The 26,737-nt window shown below is 57.8% G+C and carries 27 protein-coding genes; 22 read left to right on the top strand and 5 right to left on the bottom strand.

The genetic code is table 11. The features are described from left to right. Positions 1–285 precede the first annotated feature (285 nt). The 4 genes from secA to ACYZUA_RS25355 all read left to right on the top strand — a co-directional run bounded on the left by secA (position 286) and on the right by ACYZUA_RS25355 (position 6,100). The gene (secA, locus tag ACYZUA_RS25370; protein ID WP_461961065.1) at positions 286–3,021 is read left to right on the top strand and encodes a preprotein translocase subunit SecA; all 2,736 of its coding nucleotides are present in this window, start codon (positions 286–288) and stop codon (positions 3,019–3,021) included. A 122-nt stretch (positions 3,022–3,143) separates the two neighbouring features. Continuing rightward, positions 3,144–4,361, top strand: a complete 1,218-nt coding sequence (gene argJ / locus ACYZUA_RS25365) for a bifunctional glutamate N-acetyltransferase/amino-acid acetyltransferase ArgJ (RefSeq protein WP_123367875.1) — start codon at positions 3,144–3,146, stop codon at positions 4,359–4,361. Between the two features lie 165 nt (positions 4,362–4,526). Further along, positions 4,527–5,159 (top strand): glutathione S-transferase family protein, encoded by a 633-nt coding sequence (locus ACYZUA_RS25360; protein ID WP_461961064.1) that lies wholly within the window; start codon positions 4,527–4,529, stop codon positions 5,157–5,159. Next, positions 5,156–6,100: a Nudix family hydrolase gene (locus ACYZUA_RS25355; protein WP_461961063.1), complete on the top strand. Its 945-nt coding sequence runs from the start codon at positions 5,156–5,158 to the stop codon at positions 6,098–6,100. Before ACYZUA_RS25360 ends, ACYZUA_RS25355 begins: the two co-directional genes overlap by 4 nt. Positions 6,101–6,234: 134 nt before the next feature. On the opposite strand, the gene ACYZUA_RS25350 is transcribed toward ACYZUA_RS25355, so the two are convergent. From ACYZUA_RS25350 to ACYZUA_RS25340, 3 genes are read right to left on the bottom strand one after another with little or no spacing between them, the layout of a single operon-like run. Then, a complete protein-coding gene (locus ACYZUA_RS25350; RefSeq protein WP_461961062.1) occupies positions 6,235–6,816 on the bottom strand; it encodes a cob(I)yrinic acid a,c-diamide adenosyltransferase in 582 nt (193 codons plus the stop codon). 2 nt (positions 6,817–6,818) lie between these two features. After that, positions 6,819–8,855 carry a sensor histidine kinase gene (locus tag ACYZUA_RS25345; protein WP_461961061.1) on the bottom strand — a complete coding sequence of 679 codons (2,037 nt, stop codon included), beginning with the start codon at positions 8,853–8,855 and terminating at the stop codon, positions 6,819–6,821. 45 nt (positions 8,856–8,900) lie between these two features. Further along, on the bottom strand, positions 8,901–9,818 hold the full coding sequence (locus tag ACYZUA_RS25340; protein ID WP_461961060.1) for a putative 2-dehydropantoate 2-reductase: 918 nt from the start codon (positions 9,816–9,818) through the stop codon (positions 8,901–8,903). A 141-nt stretch (positions 9,819–9,959) separates the two neighbouring features. On the opposite strand from ACYZUA_RS25340, the gene ACYZUA_RS25335 reads away from it, so the two are divergent. Both ACYZUA_RS25335 and ACYZUA_RS25330 read left to right on the top strand, forming a co-directional pair. Next, positions 9,960–10,445, top strand: a complete 486-nt coding sequence (locus ACYZUA_RS25335) for a YajQ family cyclic di-GMP-binding protein (RefSeq protein ID WP_007906601.1) — start codon at positions 9,960–9,962, stop codon at positions 10,443–10,445. Positions 10,446–10,489: 44 nt separating this feature from the next. Further along, complete coding sequence (locus ACYZUA_RS25330) at positions 10,490–11,332, top strand: mechanosensitive ion channel family protein (RefSeq protein WP_461961059.1); 843 nt, start codon at positions 10,490–10,492, stop codon at positions 11,330–11,332. Between the two features lie 95 nt (positions 11,333–11,427). Here ACYZUA_RS25330 and ACYZUA_RS25325 read toward each other — a convergent pair whose 3' ends face one another. Continuing rightward, a complete protein-coding gene (locus ACYZUA_RS25325) occupies positions 11,428–12,774 on the bottom strand; it encodes an OprD family porin (RefSeq protein ID WP_461961058.1) in 1,347 nt (448 codons plus the stop codon). Between the two features lie 916 nt (positions 12,775–13,690). Here ACYZUA_RS25325 and ACYZUA_RS25320 point away from each other — a divergent pair. Both ACYZUA_RS25320 and ACYZUA_RS25315 read left to right on the top strand, forming a co-directional pair. Beyond that, complete coding sequence (locus tag ACYZUA_RS25320; RefSeq protein WP_461964115.1) at positions 13,691–14,116, top strand: HIT domain-containing protein; 426 nt, start codon at positions 13,691–13,693, stop codon at positions 14,114–14,116. Positions 14,117–14,119: 3 nt separating this feature from the next. Further along, positions 14,120–14,326 carry a SlyX family protein gene (locus ACYZUA_RS25315; RefSeq protein ID WP_056741397.1) on the top strand — a complete coding sequence of 69 codons (207 nt, stop codon included), beginning with the start codon at positions 14,120–14,122 and terminating at the stop codon, positions 14,324–14,326. Positions 14,327–14,396: 70 nt separating this feature from the next. Here ACYZUA_RS25315 and ACYZUA_RS25310 read toward each other — a convergent pair whose 3' ends face one another. Next, entirely contained in the window at positions 14,397–14,999 is a 603-nt protein-coding gene (locus ACYZUA_RS25310) for a cold-shock protein (RefSeq protein ID WP_461961057.1), read from the bottom strand. A 308-nt stretch (positions 15,000–15,307) separates the two neighbouring features. Between ACYZUA_RS25310 and ACYZUA_RS25305 the strand changes: the two genes are divergently transcribed. From ACYZUA_RS25305 to pal, 14 genes are all read left to right on the top strand, one after another. Further along, the gene (locus ACYZUA_RS25305) at positions 15,308–15,778 is read left to right on the top strand and encodes a Dps family protein (protein WP_129437851.1); all 471 of its coding nucleotides are present in this window, start codon (positions 15,308–15,310) and stop codon (positions 15,776–15,778) included. A 267-nt stretch (positions 15,779–16,045) separates the two neighbouring features. After that, on the top strand, positions 16,046–16,384 hold the full coding sequence (locus ACYZUA_RS25300) for a ribbon-helix-helix domain-containing protein (RefSeq protein WP_461961056.1): 339 nt from the start codon (positions 16,046–16,048) through the stop codon (positions 16,382–16,384). Between the two features lie 136 nt (positions 16,385–16,520). Continuing rightward, entirely contained in the window at positions 16,521–16,742 is a 222-nt protein-coding gene (locus ACYZUA_RS25295; RefSeq protein WP_010457489.1) for an FmdB family zinc ribbon protein, read from the top strand. 122 nt (positions 16,743–16,864) lie between these two features. Beyond that, positions 16,865–18,640 (top strand): aspartate--tRNA ligase, encoded by a 1,776-nt coding sequence (gene aspS / locus ACYZUA_RS25290; protein ID WP_461961055.1) that lies wholly within the window; start codon positions 16,865–16,867, stop codon positions 18,638–18,640. Positions 18,641–18,763: 123 nt separating this feature from the next. Further along, a complete protein-coding gene (locus tag ACYZUA_RS25285; RefSeq protein ID WP_461961054.1) occupies positions 18,764–19,510 on the top strand; it encodes a YebC/PmpR family DNA-binding transcriptional regulator in 747 nt (248 codons plus the stop codon). A 225-nt stretch (positions 19,511–19,735) separates the two neighbouring features. Then, positions 19,736–20,260 (top strand): crossover junction endodeoxyribonuclease RuvC, encoded by a 525-nt coding sequence (ruvC, locus tag ACYZUA_RS25280; RefSeq protein WP_008147379.1) that lies wholly within the window; start codon positions 19,736–19,738, stop codon positions 20,258–20,260. A gap of 115 nt (positions 20,261–20,375) precedes the next feature. Next, the gene (gene ruvA, locus ACYZUA_RS25275; RefSeq protein ID WP_046049661.1) at positions 20,376–20,990 is read left to right on the top strand and encodes a Holliday junction branch migration protein RuvA; all 615 of its coding nucleotides are present in this window, start codon (positions 20,376–20,378) and stop codon (positions 20,988–20,990) included. Beyond that, positions 20,991–22,052 (top strand): Holliday junction branch migration DNA helicase RuvB, encoded by a 1,062-nt coding sequence (gene ruvB, locus ACYZUA_RS25270; protein WP_046049660.1) that lies wholly within the window; start codon positions 20,991–20,993, stop codon positions 22,050–22,052. A gap of 127 nt (positions 22,053–22,179) precedes the next feature. Then, the gene (gene ybgC, locus ACYZUA_RS25265; protein ID WP_084318967.1) at positions 22,180–22,647 is read left to right on the top strand and encodes a tol-pal system-associated acyl-CoA thioesterase; all 468 of its coding nucleotides are present in this window, start codon (positions 22,180–22,182) and stop codon (positions 22,645–22,647) included. After that, a complete protein-coding gene (tolQ, locus tag ACYZUA_RS25260; RefSeq protein ID WP_008147369.1) occupies positions 22,637–23,332 on the top strand; it encodes a protein TolQ in 696 nt (231 codons plus the stop codon). The genes ybgC and tolQ overlap by 11 nt, the downstream gene beginning before the upstream one ends. Before the next feature lie 23 nt (positions 23,333–23,355). Beyond that, the gene (tolR, locus tag ACYZUA_RS25255) at positions 23,356–23,808 is read left to right on the top strand and encodes a protein TolR (RefSeq protein ID WP_161807482.1); all 453 of its coding nucleotides are present in this window, start codon (positions 23,356–23,358) and stop codon (positions 23,806–23,808) included. Beyond that, a complete protein-coding gene (gene tolA, locus ACYZUA_RS25250; RefSeq protein ID WP_461961053.1) occupies positions 23,808–24,887 on the top strand; it encodes a cell envelope integrity protein TolA in 1,080 nt (359 codons plus the stop codon). The genes tolR and tolA overlap by 1 nt, the downstream gene beginning before the upstream one ends. Positions 24,888–24,904: 17 nt before the next feature. After that, positions 24,905–26,185, top strand: coding sequence for a Tol-Pal system beta propeller repeat protein TolB (gene tolB, locus ACYZUA_RS25245; RefSeq protein WP_166675809.1), 1,281 nt, complete (start codon positions 24,905–24,907; stop codon positions 26,183–26,185). A 52-nt stretch (positions 26,186–26,237) separates the two neighbouring features. Then, positions 26,238–26,735, top strand: coding sequence for a peptidoglycan-associated lipoprotein Pal (pal, locus tag ACYZUA_RS25240; RefSeq protein WP_461961052.1), 498 nt, complete (start codon positions 26,238–26,240; stop codon positions 26,733–26,735). Positions 26,736–26,737 lie beyond the last annotated feature (2 nt).

Here is a 26,737-nt window from a genome sequence, read left to right as displayed (position 1 = left end):
AGCCGCCATGGTAGCAGAAAGCACCGGATGCACCCGAGCCATTGCTTTGCGAGCACTTTACCCATTAAATCAACAAGTAACTTCTGCCGTGAATGGCTTGAAGTTCAGCCAAAAGCCCTTATTTTAAGTGAGCCCCGTCACAACGCTGTGCCAGCATCGTGGAACAACGCCACTTTCCTCACCATCGTTTCCGGGTAGAATGCTCGTTCGCATGCGGCCATGAGGGCTGCTCGGGCGACTCACGGGGCCGCCCTCCATCCCTTTAGTGTGGAAGATCCTGCCGATATGTTTGCGCCTTTGTTAAAGAAACTTTTTGGAAGCAAGAACGAGCGTGAAGTCAAACGCATGCTCAAGACGGTGCAACTCGTCAATGCCTTCGAAGAGCAAATGGTGGCCCTTTCGGACGATCAATTGCGTGCCAAGACAGATGAGTTCAAGGCCCGCATCGCCAAAGGGGAAACCCTCGACAAGCTGCTGCCAGAAGCCTTTGCGGTCGCCCGCGAAGCCGGTAAGCGCGTCATGGGTATGCGCCACTTCGATGTCCAGCTGATCGGCGGCATGACCTTGCATGAAGGCCAGATCGCGGAAATGCGTACCGGTGAAGGCAAGACCCTGGTGGCAACACTGGGCGTTTACCTCAACGCACTGTCCGGCAAGGGCGTGCACGTTGTGACGGTAAACGACTATCTGGCCCGTCGTGACGCCAACTGGATGCGTCCGCTCTACGAATTCCTCGGAATGTCGGTCGGTGTTGTCACGCCGTTCCAGCCGCCGGAAGAGAAACGCCTGGCTTACGCTGCCGACATTACCTACGGCACCAACAACGAATTCGGTTTCGACTACCTGCGCGACAACATGGCGTTCAGCATGGAAGAAAAATTCCAGCGCGAACTCAATTTTGCCGTGATCGACGAAGTCGACTCCATCCTCATCGACGAAGCCCGTACCCCGCTGATCATTTCCGGTCAGGCCGAGGACAGCTCCAAGCTGTACATCGAGATCAACAAACTGATCCCGCAGCTTGAGTTGCACATCGAAGAAGTGGAAGGCGAAGTCACCAAGGCCGGCCACTACACCGTCGACGAGAAGACCCGTCAGGTTGAGCTCAACGAAGCCGGTCACCAGTTCATCGAAGACATGCTGACCCGTGTTGGCCTGCTGGCTGAAGGCGAGAGCCTGTACTCTTCGCATAACCTGGGCCTGCTGACCCACGTTTATGCCGGTCTGCGCGCTCATAAACTGTTCAATCGCAACGTCGAATACATCGTGCAGGATGGCCAGGTCGTTCTGGTCGACGAACACACCGGTCGTACCATGCCGGGTCGCCGTCTGTCCGAAGGCCTGCACCAGGCCATCGAAGCCAAGGAAAACCTGAACATTCAGGCCGAAAGCCAGACCCTGGCCTCGACCACGTTCCAGAACTACTTCCGTCTGTACAACAAGCTGTCCGGGATGACCGGTACCGCTGACACCGAAGCGTTCGAATTCCACCAGATCTACGGTCTGTCGGTGATGGTTATCCCACCGAACAAACCGCTGGCGCGTAAAGACTACAACGACCTGGTGTTCCTGACCGCCGAAGAGAAATATGCGGCGATCATCAATGACATCAAGGAATGCATGACCCAGGGCCGTCCGGTGCTGGTGGGTACTGCAACCATCGAAACTTCCGAGCACATGTCTGCGCTGCTGGAAAAGGAAGGCATCGAACACAAGGTTCTGAACGCCAAGTTCCACGAAAAAGAAGCCGAGATCATTGCCCAGGCCGGTCGCCCAGGCGCACTGACCATCGCCACCAACATGGCCGGTCGTGGTACCGACATCCTGTTGGGCGGTAACTGGGAAGTGGAAGTGGCAACCCTGGAAGACCCGACCCCTGAGCAGATTGCCCAGATCAAGGCCGACTGGCAGAAACGTCACCAGCAAGTGCTCGAGTCGGGCGGTTTGCAGGTGATTGCTTCCGAGCGTCACGAATCGCGCCGTATCGACAACCAGCTGCGTGGTCGTGCCGGTCGTCAGGGTGACGCCGGTTCCAGCCGTTTCTACCTGTCGCTGGAAGACAGCCTGATGCGCATCTTCGCCTCTGATCGGGTGAAGAACTTCATGAAGGCCCTGGGCATGCAGCCTGGCGAGGCGATCGAGCACCGCATGGTGACCAATGCCATCGAGAAGGCTCAGCGCAAGGTTGAAGGCCGCAACTTCGACATTCGTAAGCAACTGCTCGAGTTCGACGACGTCAACAACGAACAACGTAAAGTGATCTATCACATGCGTAACAGTTTGTTGGCCGCCGACAACATCGGTGAAACCATCGCCGACTTCCGTCAGGACGTGCTCAACGCAACCGTCAGCGCCCACATTCCACCGCAATCGCTGCCTGAGCAGTGGGACGTGGCCGGTCTGGAAGCAGCGTTGCAGAGCGACTTCGGTGTGGCGCTGCCGATCCAGAAATGGCTCGACGAAGACGATCACCTGTACGAAGAAACCCTGCGCGAGAAGCTCATGGCCGAGCTGCTGGCCGCGTACAACGAGAAAGAAGAGCAGGCGAGCGCCGAAGCGCTGCGCACCTTCGAGAAGCAAATCGTTCTGCGTGTGCTCGACGACCTGTGGAAAGACCACCTGTCGACCATGGATCACCTGCGTCACGGCATCCACCTGCGTGGTTATGCACAGAAGAACCCGAAGCAAGAGTACAAGCGCGAGTCCTTCACGCTGTTCTCCGAGCTGCTGGATTCGATCAAGCGCGACTCGATCCGTGTGCTGTCCCACGTTCAGGTTCGCCGCGAAGATCCGATCGAAGAAGAACAACGCCTGCGTCAGGAAGCCGAAGCGCTGGCTGCGCGCATGCAGTTCCAGCACGACGAAGCACCGGGGCTTGAGCAACCGGAACTGCTGGGTGAAGAGGTCGATGTCGCCCTCGCCACCGCACCGGTACGCAACGAACAGAAACTGGGCCGCAACGAACTTTGCTACTGCGGTTCGGGCAAGAAGTTCAAGCATTGCCACGGGCAGATCCAGTAAAACCCGTTTCATACGCTGAAATACCCGCGCCGCGACCGGCTTATGCCGTCGCGGCGTTTTGCCATTTAAACCACCGTTCTTCCTGAAAGCGGTGCTGACATCATTTATTAAGGAGCGCATTCATGGCTGTTGGTCTTGGTCCTTTGCCAACGTTGCACCCGGTTGCCGGTTTTGAACTCGGTATCGCCTCGGCTGGCATCAAGCGCCCGGGGCGCAAGGATGTTGTGGTCATGCGCTGTGCCGAAGGCTCCACGGTCGCTGGCGTGTTCACCCTGAACGCTTTTTGCGCGGCTCCCGTGATCCTGGCCAAGCAGCGTGTGCAAGGTCCGGTGCGTTATCTGTTGACCAATACCGGCAATGCCAACGCCGGCACTGGCGAACCAGGCCTTGCCGCCGCCGAGCGCACGTGCGCCAAGCTGGCTGAGCTGACCGGTGTCGACGCCAGCCTGGTGCTGCCGTACTCCACCGGTGTCATCGGCGAGCCGCTGCCGGTCGAGAAAATCGAAGGGGCTCTGCAAGCCGCCCTCGACGACCTGTCGGTCAACAACTGGGAAGCTGCCGCCACCGGCATCATGACCACCGACACCCTGCCAAAAGGTGCCAGCCGCCAGTTCCAGCATGACGGCGTGACCATCACCGTCACCGGTATCAGCAAAGGCGCGGGCATGATCCGCCCGAACATGGCGACCATGCTCGGCTACATCGCCACCGACGCCAAAGTCTCCCGCGACGTGCTGCAAAACCTGCTGCTGGACGGTGCCAACAAGTCATTCAACCGCATCACCATTGACGGCGACACCTCGACCAACGACTGCTGCATGCTGATCGCCACCGGTCAGGCGGCACTGCCGGAAATCACTGAAGCCAGCGGTGATTTGTTCGCCAAGCTGAAACAGGCCGTGTTCGAAGTGTGCATGGACGTGGCCCAGGCCATCGTTCGTGACGGCGAAGGCGCGACCAAGTTCGTGACCGTTGAAGTCAACGGCGGCGGCAATCACCAGGAATGCCTGGACGTCGGTTACACCGTGGCTCACTCGCCGCTGATCAAGACTGCACTGTTCGCCTCCGACCCGAACTGGGGCCGCATTCTGGCCGCCGTTGGCCGTGCCGGCGTACCGAACCTGGACGTGAGCAAGATCGACGTGTTCCTCGGCGATGTCTGTATCGCCAGCCGTGGCGCTCGCGCATCGACCTACACCGAAGCCCAGGGCGCGGCCGTGATGCAGCAGGAAGAAATCACGATCCGTATCGAGCTGGGTCGCGGTGATTGCAGCGAAACCATCTGGACCACCGACCTGTCCCACGAATACGTGAAGATCAACGCTGAGTATCGTACGTAAGACCGAGTCGGCCCCATCGCGGGCAAGCCTTGCTCCTACACGGTTTTGTGTCGTTCACAACACCTGTGAACAACATCAACCCTGTAGGAGCAAGGCTTGCCCGCGATGACGGATTACCAGACGCTAGAGATTCTGGCCTGTACCCCTCATCAAAAGGTCCCGAACATGAGCCTTCACCTGATCATCGGCGACAAACTGCATTCTTCCTGGTCCCTGCGCGGCGCGTTGGCCCTCGACCTGGCCGGCGTTCCTTACACCGAAGAACTGATCAAGCTGAACCAGCCGGATACGCGTGAGCGTCTGCTCAAGCACTCGCCGACCGGCAAAGTCCCACTGCTGAAAACCGAACACGGCACCATCGCCGACTCCCTGGCGATTGCCGAGTATCTGGCAGAGCAATTCCCCGACGCCGGCCTCTGGCCCAAAGACACCGCCGCCCGCGCCCAGGCGCGTTCGGCGTGCGCGCAGATGCACAGTGGTTTCTTCGCCATGCGCGGCAACATGCCATTCGACCTGAGCCACGACGCTGCGCTGTCGCCGGTACCGGCTGACGTCCAGGTCGACATTGAGCGTATGTTGGCGTTGTGGGCCGAGTGCCGCGCCGCCGCTACCGAAACCGGTCCGTTCCTGTTCGGCGGCGCGACCCTGGCAGATGCCTTCTTCGCACCGATCGCCGTGCGCCTGCGCACCTATCAGGTGAGGCTGCCCGCAGCGGACGCGGCCTACGTCGAAACCATCTACCAATGGCCAGCCTTCAAGGCGTGGCAGAAGGCGGGTCTGGAGGAAGTAGAACGGTGAAAAGAGTCCACGTAGCCGCTGCTGTTATCCGTGATAGCAGTGGCAAGATCCTCATTGCCCGTCGTGCCGACACCCAGCATCAGGGCGGCCTGTGGGAATTCCCCGGTGGCAAGGTCGAGGCTGACGAATCCGTCGAAACCGCCCTGGCTCGCGAGCTCCTTGAAGAGTTGGGCATCGTGGTCAACGCGGTTCGCCCGCTGATCAAGGTCCGGCACGATTACCCGGACAAGCAAGTGTTGCTGGACGTTTGGGAAGTGTCGGCCTTTACCGGCGAACCGCACGGCGCAGAAGGCCAGCCGTTGGAATGGGTCGCGCCCCGCGATCTGCTGAGCTACGAGTTCCCGGCGGCCAACCAGCCGATTGTCGCGGCTGCGCGGTTACCCGCGCAGTATTTGATTACCCCGCAAGACCTGGAAACCCCGGCCTTGCTGCGCGGTATTCAAAAAGCCATTGCCGGCGGCATCAAGCTGATCCAGCTGCGGGCACCCAACGGTTACGATCCGAAGTACCGCGATCTGGCGGTGGATGCGGCGGGGCTGTGTGCGGGCAAGGCGCAGTTGATGATCAAGGGGCCGTTCGAGTGGCTGGGAGATTTCCCGTCCGCCGGTTGGCACATCACCTCCGCGCAACTGCGCAAGTACGCGGCGGCTGGCCGCCCGTTACCGGCGTCGCGCTGGCTGGCGGCGTCCTGCCACAACGCTGAAGAGCTGGCGTTGGCCGAGCAGATGGGGGTGGATTTTGTGACCCTGTCACCGGTGCAACCGACCCTGACTCATCCGGGGGCTCAGCCGCTGGGTTGGGAGCAGGCTTGCGCGTTGATCGAAGGTTTCAGCAAACCGGTGTTCTTGCTCGGCGGTGTTGGCCCGGCGGATCTTCAGAAAGCCTGGGAAGCAGGCGCACAGGGTGCGGCGGGGATTCGGGCGTTTTGGCCTGAGGCCTGATTCTGCGGTGAGTTTACTGGCCTCATCGCGGGCAAGCCTTGCTCCTACAGGTTCGGTGTTGTTCGCGGATGTTGTGAACGACACAAATCCGTAGGAGCAAGGCTTGCCCGCGATGGCGACCGTAAAGGCGCCGACTAAGCTTCAGGTTTGGCTGCCGGTTGCCACAAAATCTCGGCAATCCCCTGCCGCTTGGTAATCAACCGCGCCACCACAAACAACAAGTCCGACAACCGATTGATGTACGCCAACCCAACCCCGGCCAACGGTTCGACGGCATTCAATTGCTGACACCGCCGCTCGGCACTGCGCGCCAGGCATCTGCACACATGGGCCTGGGCAATCAACGCCGAGCCACCCGGCAGAATGAAATTCTCCAGCGGCCCCAGCTCTTCATTCCACACATCGATCGCCGCTTCCAGCCGTTCGACTTCTGCCATGTTCAGTGCCTGATACACCGGCATCGCCAACTCACCGCCCAGATCAAACAACCGATGCTGGCAAGGCGCCAAAACCTCGATCACTTCGTTCAAGCCCGGATACTCGCCACTTTCCGCTGCCAACCCGGCCAATAGCACACCCACCTGACTGTTCAGCGTATCGACTTCGCCAATGGCTTCGATCCGCGGGTGGTCCTTGGGCACGCGGCGGCCGTCGCCCAGCCCGGTTTCGCCTTTGTCGCCGGTGCGGGTGTAAATCTTCGACAAGCGAAAGCCCATGGTTACCTCGATAGCTGATTGAGTTCTTGAGAGACGAGCGGGGTGCCCGCCAAGGGCAGGCGCAAGGTGAAACACGTGCCTTGGCCCAGGGTCGATTGCACTTCCATCTGACCCTTGTGATTGTTGGTAATGATGAAATACGAGACCGACAGGCCGAGGCCAGTGCCCTGACCGATTTCCTTGGTGGTGAAGAACGGCTCGAAGGTGCGTTTGCGCACGCTCTCGCTCATGCCGATGCCGTTGTCCTCCACCTGGATTTCCGCCCAGGGTGGATTCAGTTTGGTGCGCAGAATGATCCGTCCCGGCTCGCGGTCGTCTTCACGTTGGTGAATTGCCTGAGCGGCGTTTTTCAGTAGATTGAGCAGCACTTGCTCCAGTTCGTTCGCGGTCCCGGGCACCGGGCCCAACGCTGGATCGAACTGGCGAATGATCGCCTGGCCCTTGAAGTCGAAACCGATCGCCAGGTCGAAGTCGTTGCCGGCGATTTCCACCGCCTGATCGATCAGCGCCGGCAGGTCGCACGGGGCCATTTGCCGAGTACTGCGGCGGCTGAAACTGAGCATGTGCGTGACAATCTTTGCCGCCCGGGCGCCAGCCTGTTGAATGCCGTCGAGCAACTGCGGCACTTCGCGCGCTTGCAGGTATTTGTTGACCGTATCCAGCGCGATCCCGATTTGCTCGGCTTGTTCGAGGTTCTTTGGCAGATCAGGCGAAAGGCGTCGGCGAATGTTCTGCACGTTGTGCAGGATCGCGCCCAACGGGTTGTTGATCTCGTGGGCCATGCCCGCGGCGAGGCCGCCGACCGAGAGCATTTTTTCCGACTGCACCATCATTTCCTCCAGCGACAGGCGCTGGGTGATGTCGTCGATCCGGATCACCACGCCACGCCCGGCGCCACCCATCAGCGGGTAGAACGTCAGCGCGTAGTGCTTGGGTTCTTCATCCTTGAACCAGGTGACACGCTCGATCTTGGCCACCGTGTGCTGCTCGACGGTTTGCTTGAGTTGCGGCAGAAACGGCTTGAGCGGTTCGAAAGCAAGAAAAATCGGCTGGTTCAAGGCTTCGTCGAGACGTGTGCCGGAGAGGGCGCTGGCTTCCTGATTCCACTGCGTCACGTAGAGCTGTTCATCAAGGGCGATCAGCGCCGAGGGCATGGAGTCGATGATGCTGTTGAGGTAGTTCTGGAAACCGGTGAGCTTCTTCTCGATCTTGCTGCGCACCTGAACTTCGAGTTCCAGCTTGCGATTGGTATGACGGGTTTCTTCGGCCAGGCCCTGGGCCTGGTCATACGCGGCTTGGGAATCGTCCCGGGCCCGTTTGAGTTGCTGTTCACGGGCCTCGATCCGCGAGAGCATGGTGTTGAACGCCTCGGCGAGGCTGCCGATTTCGTCATGGTTGCCGCGGGAGGCGCGCAAGGCGTAGTTCTCCTCCCGAGTCACTTGCCGGGACAACTCTTCAAGCTGATGGATCGGCCGGGTAATCAGGCGTTTTATCTGTCGGGCGATCACCAGCCACAACAGCACACTGAAGATCAGAATCCCGAGACTGGCAGTCAGGGTCCCGGTGTAGAACGCCATCGGCAGTTCGCTGCTGGCGACCAGTAACAGGTGGCCGGGCGCAGTGCCGGGGCGCGGCAGGGTGATCACTTGATTGCTGCGAAACTCGGTGGCTTGCCAGGATTCGATGTGCCGGTAGCGCTCCGGCAGACTCAGAGTTTCGCCATGCTGCAACTGCGCCAGACGCTCGCCCTTGCCGTTATAAAGGGCCGCCGCGCGCAGCGGTGAATAACTATTGAGTTCGTTGAGCAGGCGTTCGGCGCTTTGCGGTGACTGCAAGGCTTCTGACACCAGGCTGGGGTTGGACACCAGGCGGCCGATGGTCTGCAAGGCCTGAGGTGCCATGCTTTCCTGGGAGATGTAGTACGCGGCGCTGATAAAGGTCAGGTTGGCGACCAGCAGGACGGTGGTCAACAGCACCAGCAGGGCGGCCAGCAATTTCTGGCCGACCGGAAGGTTTTCAAGGCGCTGGCGCAATGGCATCAGGTTCATCGCTGAAAAGGAACAAGTGGCCAGCGTAGCCGCTGCTCAGTCGCTGGGCAATCCAAGGCTGTGCAGATGGGTAATCAACCGTTGCTCAAGTTGACTGAGGTGCGGCAGGTTTAACTGATGCCTCGCGGCGACTTTGCAGGCATGACCCAATAGATAGCTGATTTCGGTGCGGCGCTGGTTCGCGACGTCCTGGTACATCGAAGAGTAGTTGGCGGCGGTCGCGTGAATCACCCGTTCGACTTCCTGTTGAAGGTCCTCGGCCGCTGCCGGCTGACCGCAGCGCTCAAGCAACTCGGTCAATTCGACGCAGAGAGTGGCGACTTCGCAGCGGTGTTCCTGTAAACCGCCATTACGGCAATCGTGCAGCACGGTCAGCGGATTGATCGCACAGTTGAGCGCCAGTTTTCGCCACAGCCGGGTCAGAATGTCGGTGCTCCACTCGTGAGGAATCCCGGCGGCGCTCACGTCATCCAGCCAGATCGGCGCCACGGGATGCCCGGCATCCCCCAGCCAGGTGTAACCGTGGCCGGCGAACACCACGCGCCAGTCGCCATCGCGAAAGGCACCTTCGGTGCTCGACGCACAAATGCAGCGTGCCTGCGGCACCTGCGTGGCGACGGCGTCCTGGCTGCCAAGACCGTTCTGCAACAGGATCAGCTCGGCGTCGGGGGCCAGGCGCGGTGCCAATTGGGCCACGGCTTTCTCGGCATCGTAGGCTTTACAGGCCACTAATAGGCGGTTGATTGGTTCACCGCTGTCGGGTGTCTCCGCGGGCACCGGATAGCACTGCGCATTACCGTGTTCGACCAGTGTCAACCCACCCGCCGCCTCATACGCCTGCAAGCGTGCAGCGTCCCGCACGATCAGCTTGACCGGCACGCCGGCCCGCGCCAATCGCGTGGCCCATAAGGTGCCAAGGCTGCCGGCGCCCAGAACATGCCAGGTGGTGGACATCAGCTTTTTGCTCTGTTTATCGCGCGCATGGGAGGCTCGCAGTGAATGATGGGAAAGACCCGTTATAATCAGCGCGGATTTTAACCGCAAGCCAGGCGTGCTCCATCGTGATCGAGCATGCCCTTTTATTGGAGAGATTACATGCCGTCGTTCGACGTGGTATCCGAACTGGACAAACACGAAGTCACCAACGCGGTCGAGAACGCCGTCAAGGAACTCGATCGTCGTTATGACCTGAAAGGCAAAGGCACCTTCGAGTTCAAGGAAAAGGACCTGACCGTCAACCTGACCGCTGAAGCCGATTTCCAGCTCGAAGCGATGATTGAGATCCTCAAGCTGGCCCTGGTCAAGCGCAAAATCGACGTGCAGTGCCTTGAAGTCAAGGATGCCTATGCGTCGGGCAAACTGATGAAGCAGGAAGCGGTCCTCAAGGAAGGCATCGACAAAGAGCTGGCGAAGAAAATCGTCGCTCATGTCAAAGACGCCAAGCTCAAGGTTCAGGCTGCCATTCAGGGTGAGCAGGTGCGTATTACCGGCAAGAAGCGTGACGACTTGCAGGAAGCCATCGCGGCCCTGCGCGCCAAGACTTTCGATATGCCGCTGCAGTTCAACAACTTCCGCGACTGACCTTTCAGGCGGGAACCTTGTGTGTTTAACCCAGGAGAATGTAGATGGATTTGAATACTGAAGTGGACAACCTGGTCAAGGCGTCTCAAGCCTGGATTCCGATGATCATGGAATACGGCAGCCGCGTGCTGCTGGCGGTGATCACCCTGGCCATCGGCTGGTGGCTGATCAACAAGGTGACGCAAAAGCTCGGCGGCCTGTTGGCGCTGCGTAACGCCGACCTCGCGCTGCAAGGCTTTATCAGCAGCCTGGCGAACATCATCCTCAAGGTTCTGCTGATCGTTAGCGTGGCGTCGATGATCGGTGTGGAAACCACGTCGTTCGTCGCGGCCATCGGCGCTGCCGGCCTGGCAATCGGCCTGGCTTTGCAGGGCAGCCTGGCGAACTTCGCCGGTGGTGTGCTGATTCTGTTGTTCCGCCCGTTCCGCATTGGTGACTGGATCGAAGCCCAAGGTGTTGCCGGCACGGTCGACAGCATTCAGATCTTCCACACTGTCCTGCGTACCGGTGATAACAAAACCATCATCGTGCCTAACGGCAATCTGTCGAATGGCATCATCACCAATACCAACCGTCAAACGACACGCAAAGTAGTGTTTGATATCGGTGTGGATCACCACGCGGATCTGCAAAAGGCCCGTGAAGTGTTGCTGGAACTGGCCAGGGATGAGCGGGTGTTGACTGACCCGGCACCGGAAGCGGTCATTTCTATGCTGGGCGAAAGCTCGATCACAGTTTCGTTGCGAGTGTGGGTCAAGACCGCTGATTACTGGAATGTGCTGTTCATGTTTAACGAGCACGCCCGCGATCGTTTGAAAGCAGCGGGTATCGATATTCCGTTTCCACAACGGGTGATTCGAGTGGTTCAGGAATCGGCAACGGTGTAATGATTGGTCTTTCGATTTATTTTTGACAAGCCAATAAAAAAAGGCCCATCCGAAGATGGGCCTTTTGTTTGTTACCGCAAATTAACTGCTTGCGATTACAAGATCGACAGCGGGTAGTCAACGATCAGACGGAACTCGTTGATATCGCCTTCAGCCTGGTCGGTATTGGCGCGGTGCCATGCCTGACGCATGCGGAAGGACAGGTCCTTCGCTGGACCGGTTTGAACTACGTATTTGGCTTCAACGTTGGTTTCGTGGTGCTTGCCATCTGCACCGTATCCGTACGAGTTGTATGGGCTGTCGGCGTCCATTTTGGTACCGTCGATATCCCAACCTTTAACGTAACGGGTCATGAAGCTCAGGCCCGGTACGCCGTACTCAGCCATTTTCAGGTCATAACGAACTTGTGCAGACTTTTCGTTTGGACCGTTGAAGTCGGAGTACTGGATGGAGTTGGCGAGGAAGATCGAGTCGCCACCACGGTTGTTGTCACCCACACCGACGTAGTCGAATGGAGTATCGCCGTTAACTTTCTGGTAACCAACGGTGATGGTGTGAGCCTTCAGGAACGAATAAGCGGCTGCCAGCGAGTACGTGGTGTTGCTGATGTCGCCCGCTTTGGAACTACCAGTATCGGTAGTGCGGTAGATGTTACCGTCCAGATTGATCGACTGATCGCTACCCATTGGGATGGTGTAGTTCACGTTGCTGTAGTACTGGTTCCAGATGTCTTCGAATTGGGAGCCGTACAGCGAAACACTCAGATTGTCGGAGATGCCGTATTTGCCACCGGCATAGTCCATGGTGCGGCCAGTAACCGGATCGGCGGAGGTGCTCGAGTATTGCGAATGCAACTCACCGTCGCTGTTCATCTCATCTTGGCTGGAGGCCGAGTAGAAGTGGCCCGCTTCCAGGTCCAGGTCTTTGACTTCGCTGCTCTGCAGTTGGAAGCCGGTAGCGGTTTGAGGCAACAGACGGGAACCGCCGACAGCGAACACTGGAGAAGTGCTTGGCTGCATCTGACCGAACTTCAGTTCAGTCTTGGAAATGCGAACTTTGACGGCTCCACCGGCTTTGCCGAAGCTGTCGCTGTTTTCGCCTTCGCTGTTGGTTGACAGGTTGCCCGAGCCGGAAAACTTGTCGCGAGCGTCCAGCTTGATACCCAGGTAACCGAACGCGTCAACACCTACACCAACAGTACCTTGGGTGTAACCGGAACTGAATACACCGTGGAAACCCTGGGTCCAGTCTTTGTCATCGACTGAACGGTCTTTCTTGTCACGGTTGAAGTAATAGTTGCGAAGCAGCAAGTCGAGTTTTGCGTCTTCAACAAAACCTTTGGCTTCGGCTTGGTCGCCTACGAAAGGTGCGGCTGTTGCCAATTGAGTACTGGCTGCTGCTGCAACTGCCAGTGCGATCATGCTCCACTTCATCACGCGCATCGTGATTTGCTCCTTTGGTTTTAGAAGAGTACTGCCGTCCCACCTGATTTATTATCTGGGCGGCTCTTTCTTTTTGTGTCGGCGCAAACTTATATCACGCCGGCCATGTTGGCGATACTTGCGCATCTAACCTTTCAGCTTCTTTACGACCCTGTCGCAAACGGCTTGGTAGATGTCGCAAATTTACAGCCTCGACGCAAGCGGACTGACAACTTTTAGCGTTGTTTTCCAGAGCCTGAGCATCGGTAAAAAGAGTCCCTGGTGAAACGTTTGAATCTCCATCGGGCAACCCTGCCACTGTTTTTATTTGCCTTAAGGCTTCCACTTCCAGCGGACGCTTTAGAGGCGATGTGGGTGTGAATGCAACAAGCGTGCACAAATCAGTATCTTGCTGGTTTTTTTTCTGAAAGCTTGCCTGTCACTGTAAAAACCTCATAAAACCGGGGTGTTCAAGCACGTTTTGTTCGGACTTGACGCCATGGATTGCATCGTGTTGTACGCTCATGGCCGACTGCGTGACAACCAAAAATGTTACCGGTTCACCCCACCAGTGAGTAAATGGCGGATACCTGACCGACTCAGCGTAGACGCACTGTGCGGTTTTGGTGCAAAAAATTTTAATCGCTGTACTGAATTCATACAGTGCGGCCGTTTGCAAAATTCGAACGCGTCGTTGTTTATCAGTCAGTTCGGCGTTTCTTGTGTGGCTGCTGGTTCTGTAATGGTGCGTCCTGCACGAAAATGACTCATGTCGGGGCGCGTGACCGGTCGTTTGTAGTTTTTCGGGTTGGCTTCGACCATGGTTCGTCGTGAAGCCAGCGGCGTTCGCAGGTATGCTGCCGTCCTGTCGCTTGGTGCGCCGTCTCTCGGGATGGGCGCTAAGCTGAAAAATGATGACCAGGCGGGAGTGCGCGCAGTGTTCGCTTTAGATCCACGGCTTCAACAAGACACGTTACCGATCGGGGATTTCCCACTGTGCCGGTTACTGCTGTCCAATGATTCGAACTACCCCTGGTTCATTCTGGTGCCACGTCGCGACGATATCAGTGAGATATTTCAGTTGGATGTCGCAGATCAACAGCAGCTGTGGCAGGAAACGACCGCACTGGCGGAAATGCTCAAAGACTCGTTCGACGCGGACAAATTGAATGTCGCGGCCCTGGGTAACGTCGTCAATCAGTTGCACATGCATGTGATTGTGCGCAAGCGTGAGGACGCCGCCTGGCCGGCGCCGGTTTGGGGTAAACACCCAGCCAAGCCTTATAACCCGGAGCAGATCGCGTTGATTCGCGAGCGGTTGCGCCTGGTATTGACCGATGATTTTACGTTTCTGGAGGGTTGAATCATGAGCCTGGAAGATCGCGTTACCGATCTGGAGAGCCAGCTGGCGTTTCAGGATGACACCATCCAGGCATTGAGCGATGTGCTGGCGACGCAGCAGCGTGCAGTTGAGCGCCTGCAATTGCAGATGGCCGCATTGCTCAAGCGACAAGAGGAAATGGCCGGCCAGTTCGAGACGTTTGAAGAAGAAGCGCCACCGCCGCATTACTGAGTGTGACCAACCGACGGGCAATAAAAAACCGCGAACAGCCGGGCTGTTCGCGGTTTTTTTTAGCCTTGAATCAGCGGCGCGGCAGTGCGGCGATCACATCTTCGGCTTGCAGGCCTTTGTCACGATTCATAACGGAGAACTCCACGCGCTGGCCTTCGACCAGAACACGATGACCTTCGCCACGAATGGCCCGGAAATGCACGAAAATATCATCGCCGGAATCACGGGAAATAAAGCCGAAGCCTTTGGAGGTGTTGAACCACTTGACGGTGCCGGTATCGCGGTTGGTCATGTCATAGCTTGGCGAGGCGGCAGCCGGTGAAGATTTGTAGAAGCTGATGGCCAAGTGCAGAAAAACGGCAATCAGGGCAGCGACCAGACTGAACAGAACAGCAGGTTGATCGGCAATGACAGGCATTGGCGCGATCAGCGTCAGGGTTTGCAGGACGACGGCCAGAACCAGCAGGGCGCTGACCACGTTTTGCAGTTGATGACGCGGGCCTTTGTTCCAGTAAGGGATAACAGGAGCGAGGGTGAGGTTGAGCAGGCCGAAAAAGGCCAGGTACAGCGCATCAGGTTGTTGCAGGTAAGGTACGGCTTCGGATCGCAGGCTAGGGATGAAGGACAGCAGCAAGGCTGCTGCGCCCATTAGCAGGTGGACAATTTTCAACATTTTGAGTAACTCACGTTAAGACGGATCACAAGGAAGAGCTGATTGAGCACGGTTCGCTTCAGAACAATAAGAGGCGTTGGACACGTACCCGGCACCAGCCTATGCGCAGCCCCCGGAAAATAGGCGGTAGCGACACACTGCCTATTTAACAGCAAAGCCTGCGGCTACTCAAATCAGCCAGTCCAGCGGTGCCCTGAGGGTCGATTTGTCGCAGGCAGTCGGAGAATCCGGGGCTGCGAGGTGCCGGCAGGCTTGCTAGAGTGGTCCTGCACCTGCTGGATGAATTTCATCACCTTTAGGGGAAACATATGGCAATCGATATCGGTATCAGTGAAGAGGATCGCAAGTCCATCGTCGACGGACTTTCGCGTCTGCTGTCGGACACTTATGTACTTTATTTGAAAACCCATAACTTCCATTGGAACGTCACCGGTCCGATGTTTCGGACCTTGCACTTGATGTTCGAAGAGCAATACAACGAGTTGGCCCTGGCCGTCGATTCGATTGCCGAGCGAATTCGTGCCCTCGGATTTCCTGCTCCGGGTGCCTATTCTATTTATGCGCGCCTTTCTTCCATCAAGGAGGAGGTGGGTGTGCCCAGCGCCGAAGACATGATCAAGCAACTTGTCGAAGGTCAGGAGGCAGTCACGCGTACGGCGCGCGGGATCTTCCCGCTCCTCGATAAAGTCAGCGACGAACCGACGGCTGACCTGCTGACCCAGCGCATGCAAGTCCACGAGAAAACTGCGTGGATGCTGCGGTCTTTACTGGATCAGTAACATTCCAGTGCGCGGATGACGTTCGTTGGTGTTATTCGCGCTCGACCTCTTGTCTCCTTAAACCTCTTTCGCGTTAGTCAAATAGCGTCTGACTGTGTAGGAAAATGGCCGGCCTAGGACGGTCTCCATGATCGCCCTTCAGTTGTTGGCTTATCCTACGTTGATGGTCATAAAGTCATCTGGATATAACTTTGCGCCTGCGCTTTTATAGAGAAACAGCTTGTTGCTCTTATAAAAAAGCAAGGATGACAAAGGAGTGTCAATGATATGGATTACGAAGACAGGAGAAGCGAGGGGAGGGTCGGTCCGGTCAAGGAGATAAGGATCGATCCATTTGTCAGTGAATTTGATATGGGCCTGGCCCAGCCTTTATCCCGATCAGTGCGGTTGAATGGTTTTGCAACCTGTTTGCGGCTTGAACAGGTGTATTGGGATATTTTGGGCGACATGGCCAAGGTCAACTGCTGTACGGTCAGTGCGCTGTTGTCCCATGTGGACCGCGAGGTGCATTTGCGTCACGGCGGAGTCAAGAACTTCACCGGGCTGGTGCGGGTTGTGTGCGTCGTACACAGCTTGAAGGAAGGCAGCTGCGTCGCCATGCCTTAGCCACAGGGGTGGAATGGGTAGAGTGTCGGTCTGTGCAGTCTTACGGCTGCACAGGCAGCATTTAATGGATATAATCCCGCTCTTTGCCGCAAAACCCAGCGTGTGCGGTAGCAATCTGATCGCCGAGACAACCCCCATGCCGATGTACGACTATCAATGTGCTTCCTGTGGTCATCAGTTGGAAGCCATTCAAAAGATCAGCGCAGCACCGCTGGTCGACTGCCCTGCCTGCCAGGCGCCAGAGCTTAAAAAGATGCTGTCCATGCCGGGCTTCCGCCTTAGCGGCACCGGCTGGTACGAAACCGATTTCAAGACCGGTTCCAAGAAGAATCTGGCCGGCGGCGACAAAGCTGACTAGGGTCTTGGACCTGAGTTGAACGACACGTGCGAGCTCTTGCCTCATCTGGCGCCTTTAGCAAGGGCAGGATATGAGCAAGGTCTCCAACCGAATTTCGAATTACGAGAAGCGAAACCACTACCATGATGCGCAGCCATTATTGCGGCCAACTGAACGAAAGCCTGGAAGGCCAGGAAATTACCCTTTGCGGATGGGTTCACCGTCGCCGTGACCACGGTGGGGTGATTTTCCTCGATATCCGTGATCGTGACGGTCTGGCCCAAGTGGTGTTCGACCCGGACCGCGCTGAAACCTTCGCCGCCGCCGATCGCGTGCGCAGCGAGTACGTGGTCAAGGTCACCGGCAAGGTTCGCCTGCGTCCGGCCGGTGCCGGCAACGCCAACATGGCGTCGGGCATGATCGAAGTGCTGGGCTACGAGCTGGAAGTATTGAACGAAGCGGAAACCCCGCCGTTCCCGCTCAACGAGTTCTCCGACGTCGGCGAAGAAACCCGCCTGCGTTATCGCTTCATCGACCTGCGTCGTCCGGAAATGCTCGAGAAGCTGCGTCTGCGTTCGCGCATGACCACCAGCATCCGTCGCTTCCTGGACGAGAACGGCTTCCTCGACGTCGAGACGCCGATCCTGACCCGCGCCACGCCAGAAGGCGCTCGCGACTACCTGGTGCCGAGCCGTACTCACGCCGGTAGCTTCTTCGCCTTGCCGCAATCGCCGCAGCTGTTCAAGCAGTTGCTGATGGTCGCCGGCTTCGACCGTTACTACCAGATCGCCAAGTGCTTCCGCGACGAAGACCTGCGTGCCGACCGTCAGCCTGAATTCACTCAGATCGACATCGAGACCAGCTTCCTCGATGAAAAAGAGATCATGGGCATCACCGAACAAATGATCCGCAACCTGTTCAAGGAAGTGCTGGGTCTGGAATTCGGCGACTTCCCGCACATGACCTTCGAAGAGGCCATGCGTCGTTACGGTTCCGACAAGCCGGACCTGCGTAACCCGCTGGAATTGGTTGACGTTGCCGATCAACTGAAAGAAGTCGACTTCAAGGTATTCAGCGGCCCTGCCAACGACCCGAAATGCCGCGTTGCCGCTCTGCGCGTTCCAGGCGCGGCGAGCATGCCGCGCAAGCAGATTGACGACTACACCAAGTTCGTCGGCATCTACGGTGCCAAGGGCCTGGCGTACATCAAGGTCAACGAGCGCGCCAAAGGTGTTGAAGGTCTGCAATCGCCGATCGTCAAGAACATCCCTGAAGCCAACCTCAATGTGATCCTTGATCGCGTTGGCGCGGTTGACGGCGACCTCGTGTTCTTCGGTGCCGACAAAGCCAAGATCGTCAGCGAAGCCCTGGGCGCGCTGCGGATCAAGGTCGGTAACGATCTGAACCTGCTGACGTGCGAGTGGGCACCGATGTGGGTTGTCGACTTCCCGATGTTTGAAGAGAACGACGACGGCAGCTTCACTGCCTTGCACCACCCGTTCACCGCGCCGAAGTGCACGCCGGAAGAACTGGAAGCCAACCCGGCAACCGCTCTGTCCCGTGCTTACGACATGGTCCTGAACGGCACCGAGCTGGGTGGCGGTTCGATCCGTATCCACCGCAAGGAAATGCAACAGTCGGTATTCCGTCTGCTGGGTATCAGTGAAGCAGAACAGGAAGAGAAGTTCGGCTTCCTGCTCGACGCCCTGAAATACGGCGCGCCGCCGCACGGTGGCCTGGCCTTCGGTCTGGACCGTCTGGTGATGCTGATGACTGGCGCCCAGTCGATCCGTGAAGTGATCGCCTTCCCGAAAACCCAGAGCGCCGCTTGCGTCATGACTCAGGCTCCGGGTGTGGTAGATGCCAAGGCATTGCGCGAACTGCACATTCGTCTGCGCGAAACGCCTAAAGCTGAGTAAGGCTGACCAGAAGGGCGCCTCTTCGGATGCGCCCTTTCTTTATAGAGTGGTCGAGATTTTTGTTTGCTGGCTGGCGCGTCATGGCGCGGCGGGCAATGTTTCAAAGAGAATTCGGAGCGAGATATGGCGGGTCATTCCAAGTGGGCGAACATCAAGCACCGCAAAGAACGTCAGGATGCCAAGAAGGGCAAGATTTTCACCAAGTGGATTCGTGAACTGACCGTTGCTGCCCGTCAGGGCGGTGGTGATCCGGGTTCCAACCCGCGTTTGCGTCTGGCGCTGGACAAGGCCCTCGGCGCGAACATGAGCCGCGACATCATTGATCGCGCGGTTGCCCGCGGTGCCGGTGCTGCCGATACCGACGACATGGTCGAGCTGAGCTACGAAGGCTACGGCCCGGGCGGCGTGGCGGTGATGGTCGAGTGCATGACCGACAACCGCAATCGCACCGCAGCCGCTGTTCGCCACGCGTTCAGCAAGTGTGGCGGCAACCTCGGTACGGACGGTTCGGTGGCCTATCTGTTCGAGCGCAAGGGGCAGATCTCCTTCGCGCCGGGCGTCGATGAAGATGCGCTGATGGAAGCGGCGATGGAGGCCGATGCCGATGACGTGGTGACCCACGAAGACGGCTCCATCGACGTGTTCACCTCGTTCGCCGGTTTCTACTCGGTGCGTATCGCGCTGGAAGCGACCGGTTTCAAAGGCGATGACGCGGAAATCGTGATGCTGCCGACCACCAGTGCCGAACTGGACCTGGAAGGCGCCGAGAAGGTTCTCAAGCTGATCGACATGCTTGAAGACCTGGATGACGTGCAGAACGTCTATTCCAACGCGGACATTCCTGAGTCGGTCGCCGCGCAGCTCGGTTGAGGGCGACTAAGATTCAATGTGGGAGCGAGCAGTGGCGAGGGGATTCATCCCCGTTCGGCTGCGAAGCAGTCGCAGATCCAGTGATTACGGTTTTCTGAAATCTTCGTATTCACAGGTTCAGGGCCGCTTCGCGACCCAACGGGGATAAATCCCCTCGCCACAGTTCGCTCCCACATTTGTTATTCGTGTATTGAATACCGTGCTTTTACTTAACCCGCAGGCGTTATGACTTTAATTCTTGGTATCGACCCCGGTTCGCGCATTACCGGTTATGGCGTGGTGCGTGATACCGGGCGTGGGTGCGTGTACGTGGCGTCGGGCTGCATTCGCACAGGCTCCGGCGAGCTGCATGAACGCCTGCAAATCGTTTATCGCGGTGTCCGCGAAGTCATCCAGACCTACGGCCCGGTGACCATGGGCATCGAAAAGGTCTTCATGGCGCGCAACGCCGACTCTGCGCTGAAACTTGGCCAGGCCCGCGGCGCAGCCATCGTCGCCGGCGCTGAAGAAAGCCTGGAAATCGCTGAGTACACGGCGACCCAGGTCAAGCAGGCGGTGACCGGGACCGGCGCGGCGAATAAAGAGCAGGTGCAAATGATGGTCATGCATATGTTGAAACTGACCAGCAAACCACAGATCGATGCCTCGGATGCCCTGGCCATTGCCATTTGCCATGCTCACACCCGTTCCAGCCTGTTGCCGCATGGCCTGGGTACGGCACGCAGTCGTGGCGGGCGCCTGCGTCTCTGATAGCATCAGCAATCAATTTTTATGGAACGAGGGTTTTGCGCCTGTGTCGTCGGCGCAAAACCCTTGTTCTGTCAGTCGCCAGCACTGATCTGGCCAACGCTCAAGGATCTGAAACGTGATTGGACGCTTGCGCGGCACTCTGGCTGAGAAACAGCCGCCGCACCTGATTCTGGATGTAAACGGTCTGGGGTATGAGCTGGAAGTGCCCATGACCACGCTGTATCGCTTGCCGTCGGTCGGTGAACCGCTGACCTTGCACACCCATTTGGTCGTACGCGAAGACGCGCAGTTACTCTATGGCTTCTTCGGCAAGCGCGAGCGAGACTTTTTTCGCGAGTTGATCCGTCTCAATGGTGTCGGGCCGAAACTGGCCCTGGCCCTGATGTCGAGCCTGGAAGTCGATGAACTAGTTCGTTGCGTACAGTCCCAGGACACCTCGGCCCTGACCAAGGTGCCGGGCGTGGGCAAGAAGACTGCCGAGCGTTTGCTGGTGGAACTCAAGGATCGCTTCAAGGCCTGGGAAACGGTGCCGGCGATGTTCGCATTGGTACCCAACCAGCCGGGTGGGCCAGACACGACGCCGGTCGCCACCGCCGAAAATGACGCGGTCAGCGCGCTGATCTCCCTCGGCTACAAGCCGCAGGAAGCCAGCAAGGCGATTTCTGCGATCAAGGAGAAAGGTTTGAGCAGTGAAGACATGATTCGTCGTGCCCTGAAGGGAATGATCTAAGTGATTGAAGCTGATCGTCTGATTACCGCCACACCTGGCCCTCGTGACCGCGAGGAAGTCCAGGACCGGGCGATTCGTCCTGTCAGCTTGGCCGAGTACATTGGCCAGCCGACCGTTCGCGAGCAAATGGAGTTGTTCATCCAGGCGGCTCGTGGGCGCAATGAATCGCTGGACCACACGCTGATTTTCGGCCCGCCGGGGCTGGGTAAAACCACCTTGGCCAACATCATCGCCCAGGAAATGGGCGTTTCGATCAAGAGCACGTCGGGCCCGGTGCTTGAGCGCCCGGGTGATCTGGCTGCACTGCTGACCAATCTTGAGCCGCACGACGTGCTGTTCATCGATGAAATCCATCGGCTCTCACCGATAGTCGAAGAAGTGCTGTACCCGGCCATGGAAGATTTCCAGCTCGACATCATGATCGGCGAAGGGCCGGCCGCGCGCTCGATCAAGCTTGATCTGCCGCCGTTCACCCTGGTCGGTGCGACGACGCGGGCGGGGATGCTGACCAATCCGCTGCGTGACCGTTTCGGCATCGTCCAGCGCCTGGAGTTCTACAACACCGCCGACCTGGCAACGATTGTCAGTCGTTCGGCGAATATCCTCGGCTTGCCGCTGGACCCGGAAGGCGCTTTCGAAATCGCCCGTCGTGCCCGTGGTACGCCGCGGATCGCCAACCGCTTGCTGCGCCGGGTTCGGGATTTCGCCGAAGTTCGCGCCAAGGGCCACATCACCAAACCGATCGCCGACCTGGCCTTGAACCTGCTGGATGTCGACGAACGTGGTTTCGATCACCAGGATCGACGTCTGTTGTTGACCATGATCGAGAAGTTCGACGGTGGGCCGGTCGGGGTCGATAGCCTCGCCGCCGCCATCAGTGAAGAGCGCCACACTATTGAAGACGTGCTGGAGCCGTACCTGATCCAGCAGGGCTACATCATGCGTACGCCGCGGGGGCGAGTGGTGACCCGGCATGCGTACCTGCACTTCGGTTTAAACATCCCGTCACGATTGGGTGAGATGCCCGTGGTAGACGAGTTCCTCGATGCCGTGGACGATTAGTAACCTTTGCGCGCTGATTTATTCGGGGTTTGTGCGGTCTCAGGACCGTACTTTCGCCAGAAAGCCGTGAATCAATGAAAAACAGTTGCCTGGCCGGATTGGCAACCTGAGGAGTAAGCACTAGAGTATGCGCGCGCAAAACGGGCTTGAGCCTTTCGCACTTCGTTGTCGCGTTTATTACGAGGACACCGATGCGGGCGGCATCGTGTATTACGTTAATTACCTCAAGTTTATGGAACGGGCTCGAACCGAGCGGCTCCGGGAGCTGGGCTTTGCCCAGTCCCAGCTTGCAGGCGAGGACCTGTTGTTCGTCGTGCATTCCAGCGAAGCGCGCTACCACGCGCCGGCGCGACTGGATGACGAACTGCTGGTAAGCGCTGAAGTAATCGAATTGAACCGTGTCAGCCTGCGCTTCAAGCAGCAGGTCAGGCGAGCCACGGATAATGCGCTGCTCTGCGAAGGGCAGTTTCTGGTGGCCTGTGTGCGCACTGAAAGTTTAAAACCCCGGGCCATTCCCGAAGCTCTACGTGCGGCCTTTGCCGACGTGAGCGGCGCGGGTACACACTCAAAGCAGGAGATAAAGCGTGGAAGCTAACGTCGTCGACCATTCCTCCATGTGGAGCCTGGTCAGCAATGCCAGTATCGTGGTGCAACTGGTAATGCTGATCCTGGTAGCCGCATCGGTGACCTCATGGATCATGATCTTTCAGCGCAGCAACCTGCTGCGCGCCGGTCGACGCGCCCTGGAGAGCTTTGAAGAGCGCTTCTGGTCGGGTATCGACCTGTCCAAACTCTACCGTCAGGCCGGCAGCAACCCTGATCCGGATTCGGGCGTAGAGCAGATCTTCCGTGCCGGTTTCAAGGAATTCTCCCGTCTGCGCCAGCAGCCAGGCGTTGACCCGGAAGCGGTCATGGAAGGCGTGGCCCGTGCCATGCGCGTCGCCATTTCCCGCGAAGAAGAAAAGCTCGAGCAGAGCCTGCCGTTCCTCGCGACCGTAGGTTCCGTCAGCCCGTACATCGGTCTGTTCGGTACCGTCTGGGGGATCATGAACTCCTTCCGTGGTCTGGCCACTGCCCAGCAAGCAACCCTGGCCACTGTGGCTCCAGGTATCGCCGAGGCACTGATTGCAACCGCGATCGGTCTGTTCGCCGCCATCCCGGCCGTTATCGCTTACAACCGTTTTGCTGCTCGCAGTGAAACCCTGCTGGGCCGTTACTACACCTTCGCCGATGAATTCCAGGCGATCCTGCACCGCAAAGTGCACACCAGCGAAGAATAAGCAGGTAATTTCCAATGGCTTTAATCGCTCGAGCTCGCAAAAAGCGCAAGCCGGTTGCCGAGATGAACGTGGTGCCTTACATCGACGTGATGTTGGTACTGCTGGTCATCTTCATGGTGACCGCGCCGATGCTCAATCAGGGCGTGAAAGTTGATCTGCCCAAGGTTTCCAGCGAAGCCTTGCCGCAGGACAACAACACCCAGGTCCTGACCATTTCGATCAAGGCTGACAAGACCTACTACTGGAACCTTGGCAGCGAAGTCGACACTGAAAAGCAACAGGACAAGGCCATGACCTTGCCGCAGATGACTGACGCCGTGACCAAGATCATTCGCGCCGGCACTGAAGGTGGCAAGCGTACCCAGGTGTTCATCCGCGGCGACAAGACCGTCGACTACGGTTCCGTCATGGGCGCCATGGGCGGGTTGCAGAAAGCCGGGGTCGGTAATGTTGGCTTGATTACCGAGGCACCCTGATGCAGCAAATGCGAGAGCCGTCCGCCTCGGAAAGCTACTTCTGGCCTAGTGTCTGGGCGCTTGTCTTGCACGTGCTGGTTTTCGGCATGCTGTTTGTCAGTTTTGCCTTCACGCCCGAACTGCCGCCGGCCAAGCCGATTGTCCAGGCGACCCTGTACCAACTGAAATCGAAAAGTCAGGCGACCACCCAGACCAATCAGAAGATTGCGGGTGAGGCGAAGAAATCCGCCGCGCGCCAGACCGAAGTCGAACAGATGGAACAGAAAAAGATCGAACAGGAAGCGATCAAAGCCGCGGAACAAAAGAAGGAAGATGCGGCTCAAAAAGCCGAAGAATCCAAAAAGGCCGACGAGACGAAGAAAGCGGAAGAGGCTAAAAAGGCTGATGAAGCCAAGAAAGCCGATGAAGCGAAGAAGACCGCCGAAGCTAAAAAGGCCGAAGAGAAACAATTGGCTGATATAGCCAAGAAGAAGTCTGAAGAAGAAGCCAAGAAAGCAGCTGAAGAAGAGGCCAAGAAAGCGGCCGCTGAAGAAGCGAAGAAAAAGATCGTCGAAGACGCGAAGAAGAAAGCCGCGGAAGACGCCAAGAAGAAATCTGAAGCTGAAGACGCGAAGAAGAAAGTCGCGGAAGACGCGAAGAAGAAAGCTGCTGCCGATGCTGCGAAGAAAAAATCGCAGGAAGCAGCACGTAAATCCGCCGAAGAGAAAAAGGCTCAGGCCTTGGCAGATTTGCTTTCCGACACGCCGCAGCGTCAGCAGGCCTTGGCGGATGAGCAGGGTGACGAAGTCGCCGGTAGTTTCGATGATCTGATCCGTGCTCGTGCAGCGGAAGGCTGGGCTCGTCCACCTTCGGCCCGTAAAGGCATGACAGTCGTTTTGCAAATCGGCATGTTGCCGGACGGTACGTTGACTTCGGTCAGTGTGGCCAAGTCCAGTGGCGATGGTCCGTTTGACGCTTCGGCAGTAGCAGCAGTGAAGAATATTGGACGTTTGACAGAAATGCAGGGAATGAAGCCGAGCGATTTCGCTCCGTATCGTTCATTCAAGATGACATTCACACCTGAGGATCTAGCCTTGTGAGAAACCTTCTTCGAGGAATGCTTGTCGTTATCTGCTGCATGGCAGGCATAGCGGCAGCAGATGAAAAAAACATTCTGGTCACCAGCGGCAGTGATCGGGCCACCCCGATCGCAGTCGTTCCGTTTGGCAACCAGGGCGGCAGCGTGCTGCCGGATGACATGGCCGAAATCATCGGTAACGACCTGCGCAACTCGGGTTACTACTCGCCGATTCCAAAACAGAACATGATCAGCCAGCCAAGCCAGGCCAGCGAAATCATCTTCCGTGACTTCAAGGCGCTGGGCGCCCAGTACGTCATGGTCGGCAGCATTGCTCCTGCGGGCGGTCGCCTGCAGGTTCAATACGCACTGTTCAACGTCGCCACCGAGCAGCAAGTGCTGACCGGCAGCGTGTCGGGCAGCGTCGATCAACTGCGCGACATGTCGCACTACATCGCGGACCAGTCGTTCGAAAAACTCACCGGTATCAAAGGTGCGTTCTCGACTCGTCTGCTGTACGTGACGGCCGAGCGTTTCTCCGAGAAGAACACTCGCTACACGCTGCAACGTTCGGACTATGACGGTGCCCGTGCCGTGACCCTGCTGCAATCGCGCGAGCCGATCCTGTCGCCGCGTTTCGCACCGGACGGCAAGCGTATCGCTTATGTGTCGTTCGAGCAGAAGCGTCCGCGTATCTTCATGCAGAACATCGACACCGGTCGCCGTGAGCAGATCACCAACTTCGAAGGCCTGAATGGCGCGCCAGCCTGGTCGCCTGATGGCAATCGTCTGGCATTCGTACTGTCGAAAGATGGCAACCCGGACATCTACGTGATGAACCTGGGTTCGCGTCAGATCACTCGCGTCACCAACGGTCCTGGCATCAACACCGAACCGTTCTGGGGCAAGGATGGTTCGACCATCTACTTCACCTCGGACCGTGGCGGCAAGCCGCAGATCTACAAAACCAGCGCAGGCGGTGGTGGTGCGGAACGTGTGACCTTTATCGGTAACTACAACGCCAACCCTAAGCTTTCGGCCGATGAAAAGACCCTGGTGATGATCCATCGTCAGGAAGGCTTCACTAATTTCAAGGTGGCGGCCCAGGATTTGCAGCGCGGTAGTGTAAAGATCCTCACTGATAGCACTCTGGACGAGTCGCCTACTGTCGCGCCCAACGGCACCATGGTAATCTACGCCACCCGCCAGCAGGGCCGGGGAGTCTTGATGCTCGTGTCCATTAATGGACGCGTAAGGCTCCCGCTTCCTACCGCTCAAGGCGAAGTCAGAGAACCTTCCTGGTCCCCTTACCTGAACTGACGCGGCGCTACACGTTGTACTTAACACATTGGGGTTCATTAGGAGTTTTACGATGGAAATGCTGAAGTTTGGTAAATTTGCTGCGCTGGCTCTGGCCATGGCTGTAGCTGTAGGTTGCTCGTCCAAAGGCGGCGACAATGCCGGTGAAGGCGCTGTAGATCCAAACGCTGGTTACGGCGCAAACACTGGTGCAGTTGACGGCTCCCTGAGCGAAGAAGCTGCACTGCGCGCAATCACCACTTTCTACTTCGAATACGACAGTTCGGACCTGAAGCCAGAAGCCATGCGCGCTCTGGACGTTCACGCCAAGGACCTGAAAGCAAACGGCGCTCGCGTTGTTCTGGAAGGCAACACCGACGAACGTGGTACTCGTGAGTACAACATGGCACTGGGCGAGCGTCGTGCGAAAGCCGTTCAGCGTTACCTGGTACTGCAAGGTGTTTCCCCAGCTCAGCTGGAACTGGTTTCCTACGGCGAAGAGCGTGCAGTTGCTACCGGCAACGACGAGCAGTCCTGGGCTCAAAACCGTCGCGTCGAACTGCGTAAGTAATT

Source organism: Pseudomonas sp. LS2P72 (assembly GCF_054897865.1).
Note: the sequence above shows the minus strand (reverse complement) of the source record. Positions and strands in the feature narration are given on the sequence as shown.